The organism is Maritimibacter sp. HL-12, from assembly GCF_900177545.1.
GTDB lineage: Bacteria > Pseudomonadota > Alphaproteobacteria > Rhodobacterales > Rhodobacteraceae > Sinisalibacter.
Map to the genome: position 1 here is coordinate 2372104 of NZ_FXBQ01000001.1, position 15787 is coordinate 2387890.

The window sequence follows — 15787 nt, forward strand, 5'->3', positions numbered from 1 at the left end:
CGTCGGTTGATGCAGTCAGGTTCGCTCTACTCGGGCGCTCTATCCAGTATAATCGAAGCAATTACATGGCTTTAGTCGGGGTAGCGGAATCACTTCATGTCATCGGCGACCCAACCTATCGGCGTGATCGCCAAGCTGCTCGATCTCTCGGAGCGGCGGGTCCAGCAGCTGAGCCGGGAGGGCGTGATCCCGAAAGCAGAGCGCGGGCAATATGACCTGATCGGATCGGTGCGTGGCTATGTGCGCTATCTGCGCGACCAGGCCGCGCGCGCCCAAGCCGGGGCCCCGGACTATGCGGCCGAACGAGCGCGGTTCATCCGGGCGCGAGCCGACCTCGCCGAGATGGAAGCGGAGGAAAAGCGGCTGTCGCTTATCGCGGCCGATCAGATCGAGGCGGCATGGATCGCCGTGCTGGCGCTTCTGAGAACCCGCCTGCTGGCGCTGCCGGATCGACTGGCTCCGCAGGCTTTTGACCAATCAACCGTCGGAGACACCCGGAACCTGATCCGTGCCGCGATCCGCGAGGTGCTCGATGATCTCGCGCAGCCAGACATTGAACTCGAGACCGATGTTGATCTTGAAGGGCTCGCCGATCCTGAAGCGCACCGTGGAAAAGGCGCTGGCGGTGCTGCGGCCACCGCCGGACCTGACGATCAGTGACTGGGCGGATCAGAACCGACGGTTGAGTTCGGAGGCCAGCGCCGAGCCCGGCCAGTGGCGCACAAGCCGGGCTGAATACCAGCGTGGCATCATGGACGCGATCTCTGATCCGGCCGCTGAAACCGTGGTCATCATGTCCAGCAGCCAAATCGGCAAATCGGAGTCGCTCTTGAACATGGTCGGGTATCACATCGACCACGACCCGGCGCCGATCATGGTGGTGATGCCGACCGAGCGGGACGCGGAGACCTGGTCGAAGGACCGGTTCTCGCCAATGGCGCGCGATACGCCTTGTCTGCAGAACAAGATCGCCAACCCCAAATCGCGGGATGGCAACAACAAGATCCTGCACAAGCGCTTTCCGGGCGGCCATCTGACCATCGTTGGCGCCAACGCGCCCTCGGGCCTGGCAAGCCGCCCGATCCGGTTGCTCCTCTGCGACGAGGTCGACCGCTACCCGTTCAGCGCCGGGGCCGAGGGTGACCCGGTGAATTTGGCGCGCAAGCGGACTGTAACCTTCTGGAACCGCAAGATCGTGCTGGTCTCGACGCCCACGAACAAGGGGGCGAGCCGGATCGAGGCGGCGTTCGAGGAAAGCGATCAGCGGCGGTTCTGGGTGCCTTGCCCGGACTGCGGGGCCGAGCAGATCCTGACTTGGCCGCAGGTGCGGTGGGACAAGGACGCGGACGGCAGCCACAAGCCTGAAACCGCGCGCTATCATTGCATCGACTGCGATGCAGCCTGGCGGGATGAGGTCCGCTGGGCGGCGGTATCAAAGGGGCACTGGGTGGCCGAGCAGCCCTTTGCAGGCACAGCCGGGTTCCATCTCAACGAGATCTATTCGCCCTGGGTCCGGTTGGCGGCGATGGTCAAGACCTTCCTGTCAGCGCGGGCTGGTGGGGACGACATGATGAAGACCTTCATCAACACCTCGCTGGGCGAGACCTGGATAGAAAGTGGCGAGGCACCAGACTGGCAGCGCCTGCAGGGGCAGAAGGAGGAATGGAAACCCGGCACGGTGCCTGCGGGTGGATTGTTCCTGACGGCAGGCGCGGATGTGCAGAAGGACAGGATCGAAGTTGATGTCTGGGCCTGGGGCAGGGGGCTGCAAAGCTGGCTGATCGATCATGTCGTGATCGAGGGCGGGCCCGGAGATCCGGATTGCTGGCAGGAGCTGGCTGACCTGCTCGGGCGCACATGGGCACACGCCAGCGGCCAGCACCTGACCATCGCGAAGCTGGCGATAGACACCGGCTATGAGACCAGCGCGGTCTACGCCTGGGCGCGCCAGGTTGGCTTTGGCCAGGTTGCCCCGGTCAAGGGGCTCGAGGGGTTCAACCGCGCAAGTCCGGTCACGGGTCCGACCTTCGTGGACGCGACCATCGGCGGCAAGCGTCTGCGGCGCGGCGCGCGGTTGTGGAGCGTGGCGACCTCGACGTTCAAGGCCGAGACTTACCGCTTCCTGCGCCAGGACCGGCCGACGCCGGAGGAAATCACAACCGGTGCATCGTTTCCGGCGGGAGCGGTGCATCTGCCCAGTTGGGCTGACAGCGAATGGCTCAAGCAGCTGACGGCCGAGCAGCTGGTCACGATCAAGAACAAGCGCGGCTTCACGAAGCTCGAATGGCAGAAGCTGCGCGAGCGCAACGAGGCGCTGGATTGCCGGGTTTATGCCCGGGCGGCGGCATGGATCGCCGGGGCGGATCGCTGGTCGGAGGCGCGGTGGCAGGAGCTGGAGCGGCAGTTGGCGGTCGAAGCTGCGGGATCAGACGGGGATGTGGCCGCGAAATCCCCGCCACGCCCGTCCGCGCGGCGGCGGTCCGTGCGGTCGAGTTACATGGGGTGATCAATCGTTCTGCTTCTTGGAACGGCTCCGATGGCCGGTCCGAACCCTGCGCCGGAACTCGGCCAGCAGTGCGAGGTCGAGATCGATTTCGCGTCGCTCGATATCCTCGGGATCAAAAACGCCACCGGCCCATTCCAGAAGCTCCGCGTGTTGCGGGTGCCGACGGTCGCGGACTGCATCCAAGAACCCCTCAAAGCCGGGCACGCCGCCCACATCCTCAGGTGGTGCCCGGCGCGCGCCTTCGACGAAGAGCGGGTAATCGGTGTCGGCAAGACCGTCGCGGACATTTTCAACGGTAACGCGGTGCCGCCAGTCGTCGCCGAGGTCGTAGACATAGAGGAGGCGGTCCACGCCGCGGTCGATCAGCTGGTTCAAACGGACGCCCTTTGCCTTGTGCATCCGGCGTGACGTGCTTTCCATCCCGGGAAGCGGATCGCCATAAAGCCGTTCGCCCGCACGAAATTCGTAGAGATGCGCGTATTCCCAGCGCATCACGGCCTGAATGACCTCATGCAATGTCGCCAGCGTGATCGCGGCAGGGACATCGACCCGCCGCCAGATACGAGGGGTGATGTCCTCAAGTTCGATCAGCAGACGGGCGACAGGTTCGGACATGGTTCCTCCGTGCGGCAGCACTGCTCAAAGCATAGAAGGCGCGCGTCATGCCGACAATCACCGACCTCCGCGCCCGCCGCGAGGCGCTGTCTGCGCAACGCTCTTCGGGCGTGGCGCGGGTCAGCTATGACGGCAAGACCGTTGACTACCGCAGCGTGGCCGAGATCGACCGGGCGATCGAGGCGCTGGACCGCGAGATCGCGGGCCTCGAGGGGCGGCGCATCGTGCGCCATGTGCGCGTGACAACGGCGAAGGGGCTGTGATCCATGGGGCTGTTCGACCGGTTTCGCCGCTCCAGTGGAAGCGGACCCGCTGCCGTGCGTGCGCGTCTCGAAGGCGCCATGTCCAAACGCCGGCTGCGGGGCTGGAACCCGCCACTGGAAAACATCAATTCGCTGGTCGCGTCGGGCGGCCCGAAGCTGCTGGCCCGCGCCCGGGAACTGGTGGTCACCAACGGCTATGCGGCGAATGCCTGCGAGGCCTTCGCGTCCAACATGGTGGGGGATGGCATCAAGCCATCCTCGCTGATCGAGGATGCGAAATTGCGCGATCAGGTCCAGCGGCTCTGGCTCGCCTGGACGGATGAGGCCGATGCCGACGGGCTGACCGATTTCTACGGGCTGCAGGCCATGGTCGCGCGGGAGATGTTTGTGGCGGGCGAGTGCTTCGTGCGGATGCGGCCGCGCCGGGCTGAAGATGGCCTGCTGGTGCCGCTGCAGATGCAGCTGCTGCAATCGGAAATGCTGCCTTTTGAAAAGACCGGCACGGCCGCCAACGGTAACCTGATCCGGTGCGGGATCGAGTTCGATCTGATCGGCCGCCGGGTGGCCTATCATTTCCGCCGCAGCCATCCGGGCGACAGCACCGATCAGCGGGTGGCGGTGCCGGAAACGGTGCGCGTGGCTGCCGAGGATGTGCTGCATATCTACCGGCCGATCGACGCAGGGCAAATCCGGGGCCTCCCGCACGTGGCCCCGGCCATGGTGCGGCTGTTCCTGCTCGATCAATACGATGACGCGGAACTGGACCGGAAGAAGACCGCAGCGATGTTCGCAGGCTTCATCACCAAGACCGCGCCGGAAGACCCGATGATGGGGGAGAGCGACGCCGACCTTGACGGCGCCGCCATCGCGAGCCTTGAGCCCGGAACGATGCAGGTCCTGCTGCCTGGGGAGGACGTGAAGTTCTCCAGCCCCGCGGATGTGGGCGGCGGCTATGAGGCATTCCAATACCGCACGCTGCTTGCGGTCTCGGCCTCGCTGGGACTGCCTTACCACCTTGTGACCGGCGATGTGCGGCAGGCCAACTATTCATCCTTGCGCGCCGAACTGGTCGAGTTCCGCCGCCGCGTGCAGCAATTGCAGCACGGGGTGATTGCACATCAGCTCTGCCGGCCCATCTGGGCGCGCTGGCTGGAGACGGCGCAGCTGGCAGGGCGTCTAACCCTTTCCGATCCCGCTGGCGCAAGGATGGTGCAGTGGATCCCGCCACGCTGGGATTGGGTCGATCCGCTCAAGGATATCCAGGCGCAAGTGCTGGCGATGGAGGCGGGCATCACCTCACGGCGCAAGGTGGTCGAGGCCACTGGCTACGACATCGAGGAAGTCGACCGCGAGAATGCAGCCGATGCCGCGCGAACAAAGCAGCTGAGGCTTCGCTACAGAACCGGCCCCGGCGAGACGCAGGGTGCGCGGGCTACGCCCACCCGGACGCCGGACACGGATGCCGAGGGCACAGGGTCCGCCGAACAATCCGAACAGGAGTAACACCATGAACAGCTGGTACACGATCCGCGCCCGGGCCTCCGGGGCGGAAGTGCTGATCTATGATGAAATCGGCGCCTATGGCGTCTCGGCCAAGGGGTTTCTGGCCGAGCTGGGCGCGCTGCCGGATGACGCGCCGATCGACCTGCGGCTCAACAGCCCCGGCGGCTCGGTCTTCGATGCCGTGGCGATCTTCAACGCATTGCAGAGGCATGAGGGGAACATCACCGTCTGGATCGACGGCATCGCCGCCTCGGCCGCGAGCTACATCGCCATGGCGGGCGACGAGATCGTCATGCCGGAAAACGCTTTCCTGATTATCCATGACCCCTCCGGGCTGGTCATGGGTACGGCGGCGGACATGCGCGACATGGCCGGAACGCTCGACAAGATCGCCGCCAGCATGCTGCGCGGATATGCCGCCAAATCCGGCAAACCCGAGGAAGACATCGCCGCGCTGATGGCCACCGAGACCTGGTTCGACGCGGCCGATGCGCTGGCGGCAGGCCTCGCCACGCGCATCGCGGAGCCAGTGCGCATCGCCGCGCGCTTCGAAATTGCGCAGTTCCGTAACGCACCGCCCGGGCTGGTGGAGGCGGTCGAGGCCGCCGAACCGGAGGAGGCCGCGACAGGATCGGACATCGTTGGAGACGCCAACGATGTCGCGCCGGCTGTTGATCCCACGCCGCCGCCCGAGGCGGACGAGCCTGACAGCACTGTTGCCGCTGCCAACACTGCGCCGGATGCCAGCGCCATCCGGGCCGAGGCCATCGCGCATGCGCGCGCCGTGATCGATCTCTGTCGCCTTGCGGGTCAGCCGCAGATGGCAGGCCGGTTCCTGGAGGAAGACGCCAGTCTGGATCGGGTCCGCGCCAGCCTGCTTGCCGCAAAGGCCGAGGCATCACCGCAGATCAACCCCCATCACCCGCAACCCGGACGCAGCGAGACCACGCGCCCCTGGGGCGATGTCATCGCCCGCACCTTCAAACTGAAAGGCTGAATTCATGACCACGCTCACTGAAGGTCCCCATCCCGGCGGCTTCCTCGTCTGGGAAGTGCTGCGCGATTACACCCGCGAAACCGTCACCCTCGCGTCCGACGCTGGCAAGCTCGCACCCGGCACCGTGCTGGGCAAGATCACCACGGGCGGCAAGTTCACCGTGCTCACTCCCGGGGCCTCGAACGGCAGCCAGAATGCTGCCGGCATCCTCTGGGCCGATGTCGACGCCACCGATGCCGATGCGCCTGGCGTCGTGCTCCTGCGCGGGCCGGCCATCGTGAACCGTCACGAGATCAGCTTCCCCGAGGGTGCCACCGAGGCCCAGATCACCACCGCCACCACGGCTCTGGCCGCGCTCGGCATCATCCTGCGCTGAGCCTGAAACTGAAAGGACATCCCCATGGCCACCATGGACATCTTCGAAGGCGATGCCTTCACCATCATCGAGCTGACCCGCGCGCTCGAAAACATCCCCTACAAGCCCGCGATCCTGTCGGGCGCGAACATCTTCGGGTCGCGCGGTGTGCGTGCGCGCACCGTGATGATCGAGAGCCGGGACGGCACGTTGTCGCTGATCCCGTTCTCGGAACGCGGCTCGGCTTATGAGAGCCAGATCCCCGAGCGCCGCGAGATGCGGGCGTTTGTGTGCCGCCAGTTCAAGAAGCAGGACGTGCTCTGGGCCTCGGAGATCCAGGCGATCCGCGACTTCGGCTCGGAAACTGCCGTGCAGCAGGTGCAGACCGAGGTCGCTCGCAAGATGGGCCGCCTGCGCAACGACGCCGAGGCCACCTTCGAGTTCCACCTCTTCAACGGCATTCAGGGCGTGGTGAAAGATCCGAAGGACGGGGCCACGGTCATCGACTATTACACCGAGTTCAACATCACTCCGGCGGCCGAGGTGGATTTCGATCTCGACAATGCGACACCGGGCTCTGGTGCGCTGCGCAAGCGCTGCCAGGCGATGATCGAGAGCGTCGAGGATACGCTGGGCGGGCTGGCGGCTGGCCAGGTGCAGTTGCGCGCCGAATGCGGCTCGGCCTTCTTTGCCGATCTCGTGGCCCACAAGGAGGTGCGCGAGACCTATCTCAACACTGCTGCCGCTGCCGATCTGCGGGGCAGGGTAGGGGAGGAGGTCAGCTTCGGCGGTATCACCTTCCGCCGCTACCGTGGGGGACTCGGCTTTGGCGTGCCGACCGACAAGGCGTATTTCTACCCCGAGGGCGTCGAGGGGCTGTTCGAGATCTACTACGCGCCCGCCGACACGTTCGAGACGGTCAACACCGTCGGCCTGCCGCTCTATGCCCGGATGATCCCGGACCGCGACCGCGACGAATGGGTGCGCCTCGAGATCGAAAGCAACCCGCTGCCGATCTGCACCCGCCCGCAGGTGCTGCGCGGCGCACGGCGGACCTGATGTCAGCCGTCGCCACGGCTCTGGACGCGCTCTTCGCCGATGACAACATCGGCCGGGAGGCGGTCTACACGCCAGAGGGCGGCGTGTCCCAACTCATCCGCGTGGTCACCCGCCGCGCGGATGAGGTCACCGGGTTTGGGGAGGCGCGGCTCTGGTCCGAGACCGCGCGCATCGACCTGCGCGTGGCCGAGGTGCCTACCCCACGTCCTGGCGACCGCATCGAGATCGACGGCGAGGGCTTTCTCATCCAGGGCGAGCCGGTCCGCGACCGCGAGCGGCTCGTCTGGACCGTGGATTTGAGACCAGCATGAAACTGAAGCTCGACATCGATCCCGACATCGTCGCGATGATGGCGGCCGAGGTCGCGGCAGGTGAACGCGCCGTCTCGGCTGCGATCCGGGAGGCAGGGACCGGGCTAAAAGCCGCCTGGCGCGCTCAGATCACCGGCGCGGGGCTTGGCACCCGGCTCGCCAACTCGATCCGGAGCCAGACATTCCCGAGGTCGGGCGAGAGCCTGGACGCGGCGGCACTGGTCTGGTCGAAGGCCCCGGTCATCGTGGGCGCGCACGACACCGGCCCGCTGATCCGCTCGAAGAATGGGTTTTGGCTGGCGATTCCGCTGCCCGCAGCGGGCAAGTCCCTGCGCGGCGGCCGGATCACCCCTGGTGAATGGGAACGGCGACGCGGGCTGCGCCTGCGCTTCGTCTATCGCCGGACGGGTCCGAGCTTGCTGGTGGCGGAGGGTCGGCTGAACGCGAAGGGTCAGGCGGTGGTGTCGCGCTCGAAGACCGGGCGCGGCAAGGTCACCGCGCCGATCTTCCTGCTGGTGCCGCAGGTCAAGCTGCCGAAGCGGCTGGACCTCGCGCGCGACGCCGACCGGGCGTTGGACAGCGTGCCGGGGCTGATCGTGGCGAACTGGGTGGAGGGACGGCTATCTACGTAGGCTTGAAGTGCATTTTCGAGGCCTATTCTGCCATCTGGTATTTTACCCACAACGTACCTTTGTCCGTCAGCACAATATCGAAAATGTACCCGTCTTCGACACCAGCTAGGCGCCGTCTATGAAGCTCGATGCCTTGCTGCTCAAGATACTTGTAAAAGGCTTGTCTTGCCTCATTGTGTGTGCGCGCCTTTTTGAAGAAAATCGCCGTACCCTTGGATTTTCCGTCGCCCGAGTGACCGACCCGAACAGAAAACAACTGCGATAGCTTTGCTCCGTTTGCGCTAGCTATCGTTATCCAGTTTTCGATCTTCGAGAGATGACGAGTGCCGCTGATCACAAGATCCCAGTCGAGTGCGGCGCAACGCTCGATAGCGTCGCGTACCAAAGACAACTCCTCGGTCAATGATTCTGATGGGATCCCGATGAACCCGGATGAGAGTTCGCCACTTGAGACGAGAAGGTTGCTTCCGTGGTTGGGGTGCACAAATTCGCATAGGGTTGCATAGTCACTGGCTGCGCGTTCATCGACCTTGGCCAGCGCTTCGAGCAAGTCGTTTGTGTGAAGCCGCTTGGCATCCTTCGGGCCGCTTTCGCCTCCATAGTACATTCGATCTACGATCTTGCGATGTTTCCGGATGGCGCGATCAACCTGGTCAAAAAGCTGCTTCGACTCGATGTCGGAAACGGCCTTCTCGAGAGCTTGATTCTGGAACGCCAGCGATGCTGTGTGCTCCATAAATGCGCGCGCTAGATTGAACAAAACAACGAGGTTGCACTGAGTTTCCGCGTCGAAAATTCCTCGCGCAATCTCGCGTGTCTTGAAGCGAAAAACCAGCGTCGAAAAGAAATGAGCAAAGGCTAGTTCGTGCAACAGGTAGGCGATCTTGACCGTTTCGTCTTCGCCCTCATCGACTGGAAGCCGAGACTTGGACCGATCCAGAAGACCATCAAAATCCTTGACGTGCTGCCAGAGCTCTTCGTTCTCCATCAGCCGCGACAATTTCGGGTATTCTTCTGACTTCATCGGTTACTCTTCTTCATTCGGCAACGCTGATGGCGCTCAATAAGGCCGTTTTCGGCATCAAACTCACGATAGTGTGTGGAACAACTTTTGAGCAAGTGTAACGGAGAACCATGCCCACCCCTCGCGAAACCATCCTAACCGCGCTGCACGCGCGGCTCTCGGCGCTGCCCGCCACCGCCCTGCGCGGGGAGGTGCTGCCCGAGCGCGTGCCCGCCGCAGGCCTGCTGATCCTGCGCGAGGGCGAGCCGGGCGAGCCGGATGTCACGCTCTCGCCGCTACGCTACCACTACCAGCACCGGGCCGAGATCGAGGCTGTCGTTCAGGGGGCCGCCCGGGACGCCGCATTCGACAAGCTCGCCTCCAGCATCGGCACAGCACTCGCGGCGGACCGAACGCTGGGTGGGCTCTGCGACTGGGTCGAGGCGGAAGCGCCACGGCCGGTCGATCTGCCGGTCGAGGGCGCGGCCAGCCTGAAGGCGGCGGTGATCCCGGTCATCCTGCATTACACCACGGCCGATCCCTTGGCCTGACCCACCTAAAAAAAACTGAGGAGTCCAACATGGCACGTGCGCAAGGGGCGCGGGCGCAGATGGCGCTTGCGTTCGAGACGACCTATGGCACGCCGCCCGCCAGCGGCTTCACCCGCATGCCCTTCGCCAGCGCGACGCTGGGTGCGGAACAGCCGCTTCTGAACAGCGAATTGCTGGGCTATGGCCGCGATCCCCTGCCGCCGATCAAGGATGCGGTGACGGCCGACGGCAATCTGGTCGTGCCCATCGACGCGCAGGCCTTCGGGGTCTGGCTGAAGGCGGCATTCGGCCAGCCTGTCACCACCGGCACCGATCCTTACACCCATGAGTTCCAGTCGGGCGCGTGGGTTTTGCCGTCGATGTCCATCGAAACCGGCATGCCTGAGGTGCCACGGTTCGCGATGTATTCGGGCTGCGTGCTCGATACTCTGTCGTGGCAGATGCAGCGCTCGGGCCTTCTGACCGCGACCGCGAGCCTGGTGGCACAGGGCGAAAACACCGCCACGGCGTCTGCCGCCGGCACGCTCACTGAACTCACCCTGCAGCGCTTCGGTCATTTCAACGGCGCGATCACGCGCAACGGCACAGCGCTGGGCAACATCGTCTCGGCCGAAATCACCTGGTCCAACAATCTCGACCGCGTGGAAACCATCCGTTCGGACGGGCGCATCGATGGCGCCGACCCGTCCATCGCCGCACTGACCGGCCGGATCGAGGTCCGCTTCGCCGACCAGGTGCTGGTGGACCAGGCGATCAATGGCGATCCGTGTGAGCTGTCCTTCGCCTACACGCTGCCCTCGGGCGAAAGCCTGACGCTGACCGCACACGCCGTCTATCTGCCCCGCCCGCGCATCGAGATCGCAGGGCCGCAGGGGGTACAGGCCACCTTCGACTGGCAGGCCGCGCGCGATGCCACGCTGGGGCGGATGTGCACCGTCACGCTGATCAACAGCATTGAGGAGTATTGATCCATGCTGCGCCTGAACCTCGCCCGCGAGCCCTACTGGCTTGGCCTTGACCTGGGCGTGCGCGTCCGGGTCGAACCCCTGACCACCGCGCTGATGGTGGCCGCGCGCAGCGACCCCGCTGTGCGCGGCCTGCCCGAGGGCACCAGCGACGATGAGATCGCGGTGGTCTTCGGCAAGGTACTGGCCGAACGCGCGATCCTCGATTGGGAGGGCGTGGGCGATGCCGATGGCAACCCGACACCCGTGACGCCCGAGGGGATCGCGGCGCTTCTCGATGTCTGGCCGATCTTCGAGCGCTTCCAGATGGGCTATGTCGCCAAGGGTCTGGAGCTGGAAGCGGAAAAAAACGCCTCCGCGCCCTCGCCGACTGGGTCTACGGCGGGGGCGAAGGCTACTGCACGGCCTGCTCGGGGCCGTGCCCGGACTGCCCCCAAATCCTGAACGCGCCGCGCAGCCATGAAGGCTGGCAGGTCTGGGACCTTGCCGGGCGATTGGGCGGCCAGATCCGCGCGGTGCCCGGCGTGGTGCTGGGCTGGGATATGAGCGCGGCGCTGGCCATGGCGGAGGCGCTCGGGGTCGATCCCCGCTCCGCTGCCGAGTTCCTGCCGGTGATCGAGGCGGTGATGGCGCGGCATCTCAACGCGCAGATGGACGGGGAGGCAGAAAGGCAGAATGGATGAGGCGCTGATCAACCGGCCAGCGTGCGCAGGACGATCTTCGGATCCTTGTCGATCAGCGCGAGCAGAACCCGCGCCGGCCCTTCGGGGCTGCGGCGGCGCTGCTCCCAGTTCAGGAGCGTGCCCTTCTTCACCCCGATGCTGCGGGCGAACTCGGTCTGCGAGAGCCCGGTGCGCGCCCGGATCGCCCGCACATCTGGCTCGGGCAGTTCGATCTCATGGACCGTAGCCTGCCCCTCGCCCCTGGCATGGGCAAGCGCTTCCTTCAGGCCTTTCTCGATGCTCGTGAATGCGTCGCTCATCTTGTCCTCCTGTAGCTGGCCGCGAGGGCCCCACCCAGTTGTTTCACCATGTCGGTCTCGCTCGCGCTCAGGTTCGCCTTCTCGTTCTTCGCAAAGACCGTGATCAGAAAGATCGGTGCGTCCCCCTCGGGACTGAAGAAGTGGATCACCCGATACCCGCCACTCTTGCCGCCCCCGACACGCGCAAAACGAAACTTCCGCACTCCACCACCGATCGAGACCCCGGTCATCGGGTTGCGCGCCACAAAATCGATCAACGACAGCCGCTCGTCCTCCGACATCAGGCGACCCGCGCGGCGCTGGAACTCCGGTGTCTCGACGACGGTGACAATGCTCATGCCTCCATATGTGCGTCAATGGCGCATGTGTCAATGGCGTAGCCCCGTAAGGAATACTCCATGACCGAAAAACGCGTCAGCGTCCGCCTGTCCTCCACCGGCGGTCGCCAGGTGAAGGCCGAACTCGAGGGTATCGGGGAAGCGGGCAAGCGCGGCTTCGGGCGGCTCTCGCGTGAGATGGAGGCCGCCAATGCCCGGCTTGCGGCCTTCGCGCGGCGTGCCCGTGTGGCCATGGCCGCTGCAGCGGCGGCGATCGCGGCAGCGGCGACGGCGATGATCCGGTCGGGCCTGCAGACGGTCGATGCGCAGGCCAAGCTGGCCGCCTCGCTCGACACCACAGTCGAGAGTATTCAGGTGCTGGAGCGCGCGGGCGATCTGGCCGGCGTGTCGATGGGTCAGGTCGAACAGGCCGCGATGCAGTTGACGCGGCGGCTGAGCCAGGCCGCTGCTGGCACCGGCCCTGCTGCTGACGCGCTCGACCGGCTTGGCGTGTCGGCGGCCGAGCTGCAGGCGCTACCCCTCGACCAGCGCATCGCGCTCATTCAGGACCGGCTGGCGGAGTTCGTGCCCGAGGCCGAACGCGCGGCGGTCGCCTCGCAGCTCTTTGGCGACCGTGCCGGGCTGGTGTTCACCCGCATCGATACGGCCACGCTGCGCCAGGCGACGCAGGACGTGCGCGACTTCGGGGTGGTGGTCTCCGACCAGGACGCCGCCCAGATCGAACGCACCAACGATGCGATCTCGCGGCTGGGGCTGATCTGGCGTGGCCTGTCGAACCAGCTCGCCGTGGCTGCGGCACCGGCGCTGGAGGCGGTCGCAGATGCCATGGCCGCTGCCGCACGCACCACCGGCCCGCTCGGCGTCGCCATTCGCGGGCTCTTCGACAATCTCGGGCGGCTGACCGCTTACGCCACCGGGATCGCCACGCTGATGGCGGGGCGCTTCGTGGCGGCCAAGATCGCTGCCGCCGCCTCGGTCCGTGGCCTCGCCATGGCGCTGGTCATCCTACGCGGCGCACTCCTGCGTCTGCCGTTCATCGGCCTGATCGTGGCCGCCGGAGAACTGATCCACTGGTTCGGGCGACTGGTGCGCGGGGCTGGCGGGTTTGGCAACGCGCTCTCGCTTCTGGGCGATCTCGCGCGCGAGGTCTGGGAGAGGATGAAGCTGGGCACCGCCGCCATGGGATTGGCGATCATGGCCAAGTGGGCCGACATCAAGGCGGCCATCGCAGAAGCGTTGCAGACCTCGCTGGAAGCGGTGGTTGGCTTCGGCAATGCCGCGCTCAACACCTTCCAGGGGGCGCTGGACGCGATCAAGGTGCTCTGGGGCGGGCTACCCTCCGCGATCGGGGATTTTGCCTTCCAGGCGGCGAATGCGCTGATCGCGGGCGTCGAGGCGATGCTCAATGGCGTTGGCCAGCGGATCAACGGTTTCCTTGAGGGGATCAACGCCGGGCTCGATGCGCTGGGCATCGAACGCCGGGTCTCGCTGATCGGCACTCTGGAACTGGGCCGGATCGACAATCCCTTTGCGGGATCGGCGGCAGAAGCGGGAGCGGAGGCCAGGGCGGCGTTCCAGGCGGCGTTCACAGCCGAGCCCTTTGCGATGCCGGATCTGGGGCTCACCGATTATGCCACGGAGGCCCGCGGCCAGGCCGAGGCCCTGCGCGCGACAATGTCCGGCGTGGTGGAGGCAGCAACCGCGCCGCTCGAGTCCGTGGCCGCCCTGCGCGAGGCCATCGCAGCAAGCGGCGCAGAAGCCGAGGCTGCGCTCACCGGCGCGGCGCTCGCCGCCGAGGGGCTGGAGGATACGCTCGACGCCACCGGCGAGGCGGCGGGCCGCGCAGGCAGCGCTGGTCGCGGTGCGGGTCAGGCGTTGCGCGAGGGGGCCGAGACGGCACGGGGTGCCTGGGAGGCGACCGCCGATGCGGTGCGTTCCGCACAGGAGCGCTCGCGCGAGATCGCGCAAGGTCTGGCGCAGGACATCGTCGGCCCGATCAAGGAGGCGCTGAAGTCCGGCGAGTTCACCTGGGAGACCTTTGCCAGTGCGATCTCGCGCATCGCCCAGAACCTCGCCAACCGGCTGATCGACCTGGCGTTCAAGCCGATCGAGAACGCGCTGATCAACGCCTTCTCCGGCATGGGTGGGGGTGGCGGGTTGTTCGCCGACCTCTTCGGCTTCGCGCGGGGCGGCGTCTTCGCCGGTGGCCAGGAACTCACTGCCTTCGCGCGTGGCGGCGTGGTCAACCGGCCGACGGTGTTTCCCTTCGCGCGGGGCATCGGGCTGATGGGCGAGGCCGGGCCCGAGGCGATCCTGCCGCTGCGGCGTGGGCGTGACGGGCGGCTCGGGGTGGAGATGAACGGTGGGGCCGGAGCCACACAGCCTGCGCAGGACATGTCGACGCGCATCATCAACGTGCTCGACCCTTCGGTTGTGGGGGATTATCTCGCCACCCCCTCGGGCGAGCGGGCGATCCTGAACGTCATCCGCCGCAACCGAGGCACGCTCAATGCCTGAGCAGGAAGGCTCGCTGCCGCTCTGGCCCTTCCCGGCAGCGCAGGAGATCACCGAGGTACTGGAATGGCGCACCGATGTGCTGCCATCGCGCGCGGGCGAGCAGCGCATCGCGCTGAGACCCCGCCCGCGCGAGATCGTCACGGTCCGGCACCGGCTGGATGCGCTTGGGCTGGCCCAGGCGGCGGAACTGGCGCGGGCCGGGTTTGCGGGGGAGTGGCTGGTGCCGCTCTGGCATCTGGCGCTGCCGCCGGACGCCGATCTGGCGCAGGGCGCAACCGAGATCCCGCTCGACACGACGGCATCGGACTTCCGGGGCGGAGGTCTTGCCGCCATCGCGGTGGACGGCGGCGCGACGGTGCACGTCGCAATCGACACAGTCGAGACGGACCGGCTGGTCCTGTCCGAGCGGCTGGACCAGCAGCTTCCGGCGCTGGCGGTGGCGGCACGCCGTATCACCATCCTCCCTGTCCGCGCGGGCGTGCTGATCTCCGCCGTCGAGATCGCCCGCCGCCGTCAGGGCGACGGGACCGTCACCGCCAGCTTCCTGCTGCGCGACGCGCCGGACCTAGCCGCTCCGACGCTGCCGAGCTACCTCGGCCGACCGGTCCAGACCGACCCTAGCGTGGTGCGCCGTCCGCTCTCCGCCAGCCTGCGCCGTGCGGTCGAGTATGTCGACAACGGCTTCGGCCCGGTCACGGTGGAGCCCGTGCGCGATTTCTTCGAGCGCGGTGAGACCATCAACCTGAAGGCACGCGGCCCGGCGGCTCGACATGATCTTCGGCGCTGGCTCTGGTCCCTGCGGGGACGTCAGGCGAGCTTCTGGTTGCCCACCTGGGGCCATGAGTTACAGCTGCGCGCGGCGATGACCCAAGGCTCGGTGCTGATGCGCGTGTCGCCGGTCGCATCGCGCTCGGCCTATGTCGGCCGCCGGATCATGCTCGAGATGCCCGGCGCGCTGCGGTTTCGGACCATTACCGATGCTGTCGAGGATGGCGCGGACCACCGGCTGACGCTCTCGTCCAATCTCGGCGAGCCAGTGTCGCTGGTGACGAAGGTGCATTTCCTAACTGCGGTGCGCTCGGATGCCGATCGTGTCGAGATCCAGCATGGGGCCGTGGCGAGCGAAGTGACTATGCCGGTGGTGGAGGTGCCAGAGTGAAGACGGATACGGGAGGATGCGCCGTGATCAT

19 protein-coding genes are annotated in these 15787 nt (G+C 66.2%); 15 read left to right on the top strand and 4 right to left on the bottom strand.

Annotated features, from left to right (window positions below; genetic code table 11):
- Nucleotides 1-123: 123 nt before the first annotated feature.
- Both B9Y97_RS11915 and B9Y97_RS11920 read left to right on the top strand, forming a co-directional pair.
- The gene (locus B9Y97_RS11915; protein WP_254900904.1) at nucleotides 124-660 is read left to right on the top strand and encodes a terminase small subunit, Nu1; all 537 of its coding nucleotides are present in this window, start codon (nucleotides 124-126) and stop codon (nucleotides 658-660) included.
- Complete coding sequence (locus B9Y97_RS11920; RefSeq protein ID WP_254900905.1) at nucleotides 608-2506, top strand: phage terminase large subunit family protein; 1899 nt, start codon at nucleotides 608-610, stop codon at nucleotides 2504-2506. The genes B9Y97_RS11915 and B9Y97_RS11920 overlap by 53 nt, the downstream gene beginning before the upstream one ends.
- Here the strand turns inward: B9Y97_RS11920 and B9Y97_RS11925 are convergent, their stop codons facing one another.
- Nucleotides 2507-3121 carry a plasmid pRiA4b ORF-3 family protein gene (locus B9Y97_RS11925; protein WP_085526944.1) on the bottom strand — a complete coding sequence of 205 codons (615 nt, stop codon included), beginning with the start codon at nucleotides 3119-3121 and terminating at the stop codon, nucleotides 2507-2509.
- A gap of 47 nt (nucleotides 3122-3168) precedes the next feature.
- Between B9Y97_RS11925 and B9Y97_RS11930 the strand changes: the two genes are divergently transcribed.
- Genes B9Y97_RS11930 through B9Y97_RS11960 form a run of 7 tightly spaced genes read left to right on the top strand, consistent with a single transcriptional unit; the run spans nucleotide 3169 to nucleotide 8241 of the window.
- On the top strand, nucleotides 3169-3384 hold the full coding sequence (locus tag B9Y97_RS11930; protein WP_085526945.1) for a phage head-tail joining protein: 216 nt from the start codon (nucleotides 3169-3171) through the stop codon (nucleotides 3382-3384).
- Between the two features lie 3 nt (nucleotides 3385-3387).
- Nucleotides 3388-4887 (top strand): phage portal protein, encoded by a 1500-nt coding sequence (locus tag B9Y97_RS11935; protein ID WP_254900906.1) that lies wholly within the window; start codon nucleotides 3388-3390, stop codon nucleotides 4885-4887.
- Nucleotides 4888-4891: 4 nt separating this feature from the next.
- Nucleotides 4892-5884: a head maturation protease, ClpP-related gene (locus B9Y97_RS11940; protein WP_176224358.1), complete on the top strand. Its 993-nt coding sequence runs from the start codon at nucleotides 4892-4894 to the stop codon at nucleotides 5882-5884.
- Between the two features lie 4 nt (nucleotides 5885-5888).
- Nucleotides 5889-6260, top strand: a complete 372-nt coding sequence (locus tag B9Y97_RS11945; protein WP_085526947.1) for a head decoration protein — start codon at nucleotides 5889-5891, stop codon at nucleotides 6258-6260.
- Nucleotides 6261-6284: 24 nt separating this feature from the next.
- Complete coding sequence (locus B9Y97_RS11950) at nucleotides 6285-7298, top strand: major capsid protein (protein WP_085526948.1); 1014 nt, start codon at nucleotides 6285-6287, stop codon at nucleotides 7296-7298.
- Nucleotides 7298-7609, top strand: a complete 312-nt coding sequence (locus B9Y97_RS11955) for a head-tail joining protein (RefSeq protein WP_085526949.1) — start codon at nucleotides 7298-7300, stop codon at nucleotides 7607-7609. The genes B9Y97_RS11950 and B9Y97_RS11955 overlap by 1 nt, the downstream gene beginning before the upstream one ends.
- Nucleotides 7606-8241, top strand: a complete 636-nt coding sequence (locus B9Y97_RS11960; RefSeq protein ID WP_085526950.1) for a DUF6441 family protein — start codon at nucleotides 7606-7608, stop codon at nucleotides 8239-8241. The genes B9Y97_RS11955 and B9Y97_RS11960 overlap by 4 nt, the downstream gene beginning before the upstream one ends.
- 22 nt (nucleotides 8242-8263) lie before the next feature.
- Here B9Y97_RS11960 and B9Y97_RS11965 read toward each other — a convergent pair whose 3' ends face one another.
- Nucleotides 8264-9265 carry a hypothetical protein gene (locus B9Y97_RS11965; RefSeq protein ID WP_085526951.1) on the bottom strand — a complete coding sequence of 334 codons (1002 nt, stop codon included), beginning with the start codon at nucleotides 9263-9265 and terminating at the stop codon, nucleotides 8264-8266.
- A gap of 110 nt (nucleotides 9266-9375) precedes the next feature.
- On the opposite strand from B9Y97_RS11965, the gene B9Y97_RS11970 reads away from it, so the two are divergent.
- The 4 genes from B9Y97_RS11970 to B9Y97_RS11985 are packed head-to-tail and all read left to right on the top strand — an operon-like array spanning nucleotide 9376 to nucleotide 11443.
- Entirely contained in the window at nucleotides 9376-9795 is a 420-nt protein-coding gene (locus tag B9Y97_RS11970; RefSeq protein WP_085526952.1) for an acyl-CoA transferase, read from the top strand.
- A 29-nt stretch (nucleotides 9796-9824) separates the two neighbouring features.
- Nucleotides 9825-10763 (top strand): phage tail tube protein, encoded by a 939-nt coding sequence (locus B9Y97_RS11975; RefSeq protein WP_085526953.1) that lies wholly within the window; start codon nucleotides 9825-9827, stop codon nucleotides 10761-10763.
- Between the two features lie 3 nt (nucleotides 10764-10766).
- Entirely contained in the window at nucleotides 10767-11204 is a 438-nt protein-coding gene (locus B9Y97_RS11980) for an RNA-binding protein (protein ID WP_085526954.1), read from the top strand.
- Between the two features lie 50 nt (nucleotides 11205-11254).
- Nucleotides 11255-11443: a DUF7697 family protein gene (locus B9Y97_RS11985; protein WP_085526955.1), complete on the top strand. Its 189-nt coding sequence runs from the start codon at nucleotides 11255-11257 to the stop codon at nucleotides 11441-11443.
- Nucleotides 11444-11451: 8 nt separating this feature from the next.
- Here B9Y97_RS11985 and B9Y97_RS11990 read toward each other — a convergent pair whose 3' ends face one another.
- A complete protein-coding gene (locus tag B9Y97_RS11990) occupies nucleotides 11452-11742 on the bottom strand; it encodes a helix-turn-helix domain-containing protein (protein WP_085526956.1) in 291 nt (96 codons plus the stop codon).
- On the bottom strand, nucleotides 11739-12080 hold the full coding sequence (locus B9Y97_RS11995; protein ID WP_085526957.1) for a type II toxin-antitoxin system RelE/ParE family toxin: 342 nt from the start codon (nucleotides 12078-12080) through the stop codon (nucleotides 11739-11741). Before B9Y97_RS11995 ends, B9Y97_RS11990 begins: the two co-directional genes overlap by 4 nt.
- A gap of 60 nt (nucleotides 12081-12140) precedes the next feature.
- Between B9Y97_RS11995 and B9Y97_RS12000 the strand changes: the two genes are divergently transcribed.
- Complete coding sequence (locus tag B9Y97_RS12000; RefSeq protein WP_085526958.1) at nucleotides 12141-14597, top strand: phage tail tape measure protein; 2457 nt, start codon at nucleotides 12141-12143, stop codon at nucleotides 14595-14597.
- Nucleotides 14590-15756 carry a hypothetical protein gene (locus B9Y97_RS12005; RefSeq protein WP_139828290.1) on the top strand — a complete coding sequence of 389 codons (1167 nt, stop codon included), beginning with the start codon at nucleotides 14590-14592 and terminating at the stop codon, nucleotides 15754-15756. The genes B9Y97_RS12000 and B9Y97_RS12005 overlap by 8 nt, the downstream gene beginning before the upstream one ends.
- Nucleotides 15757-15787: the final 31 nt, after the last annotated feature.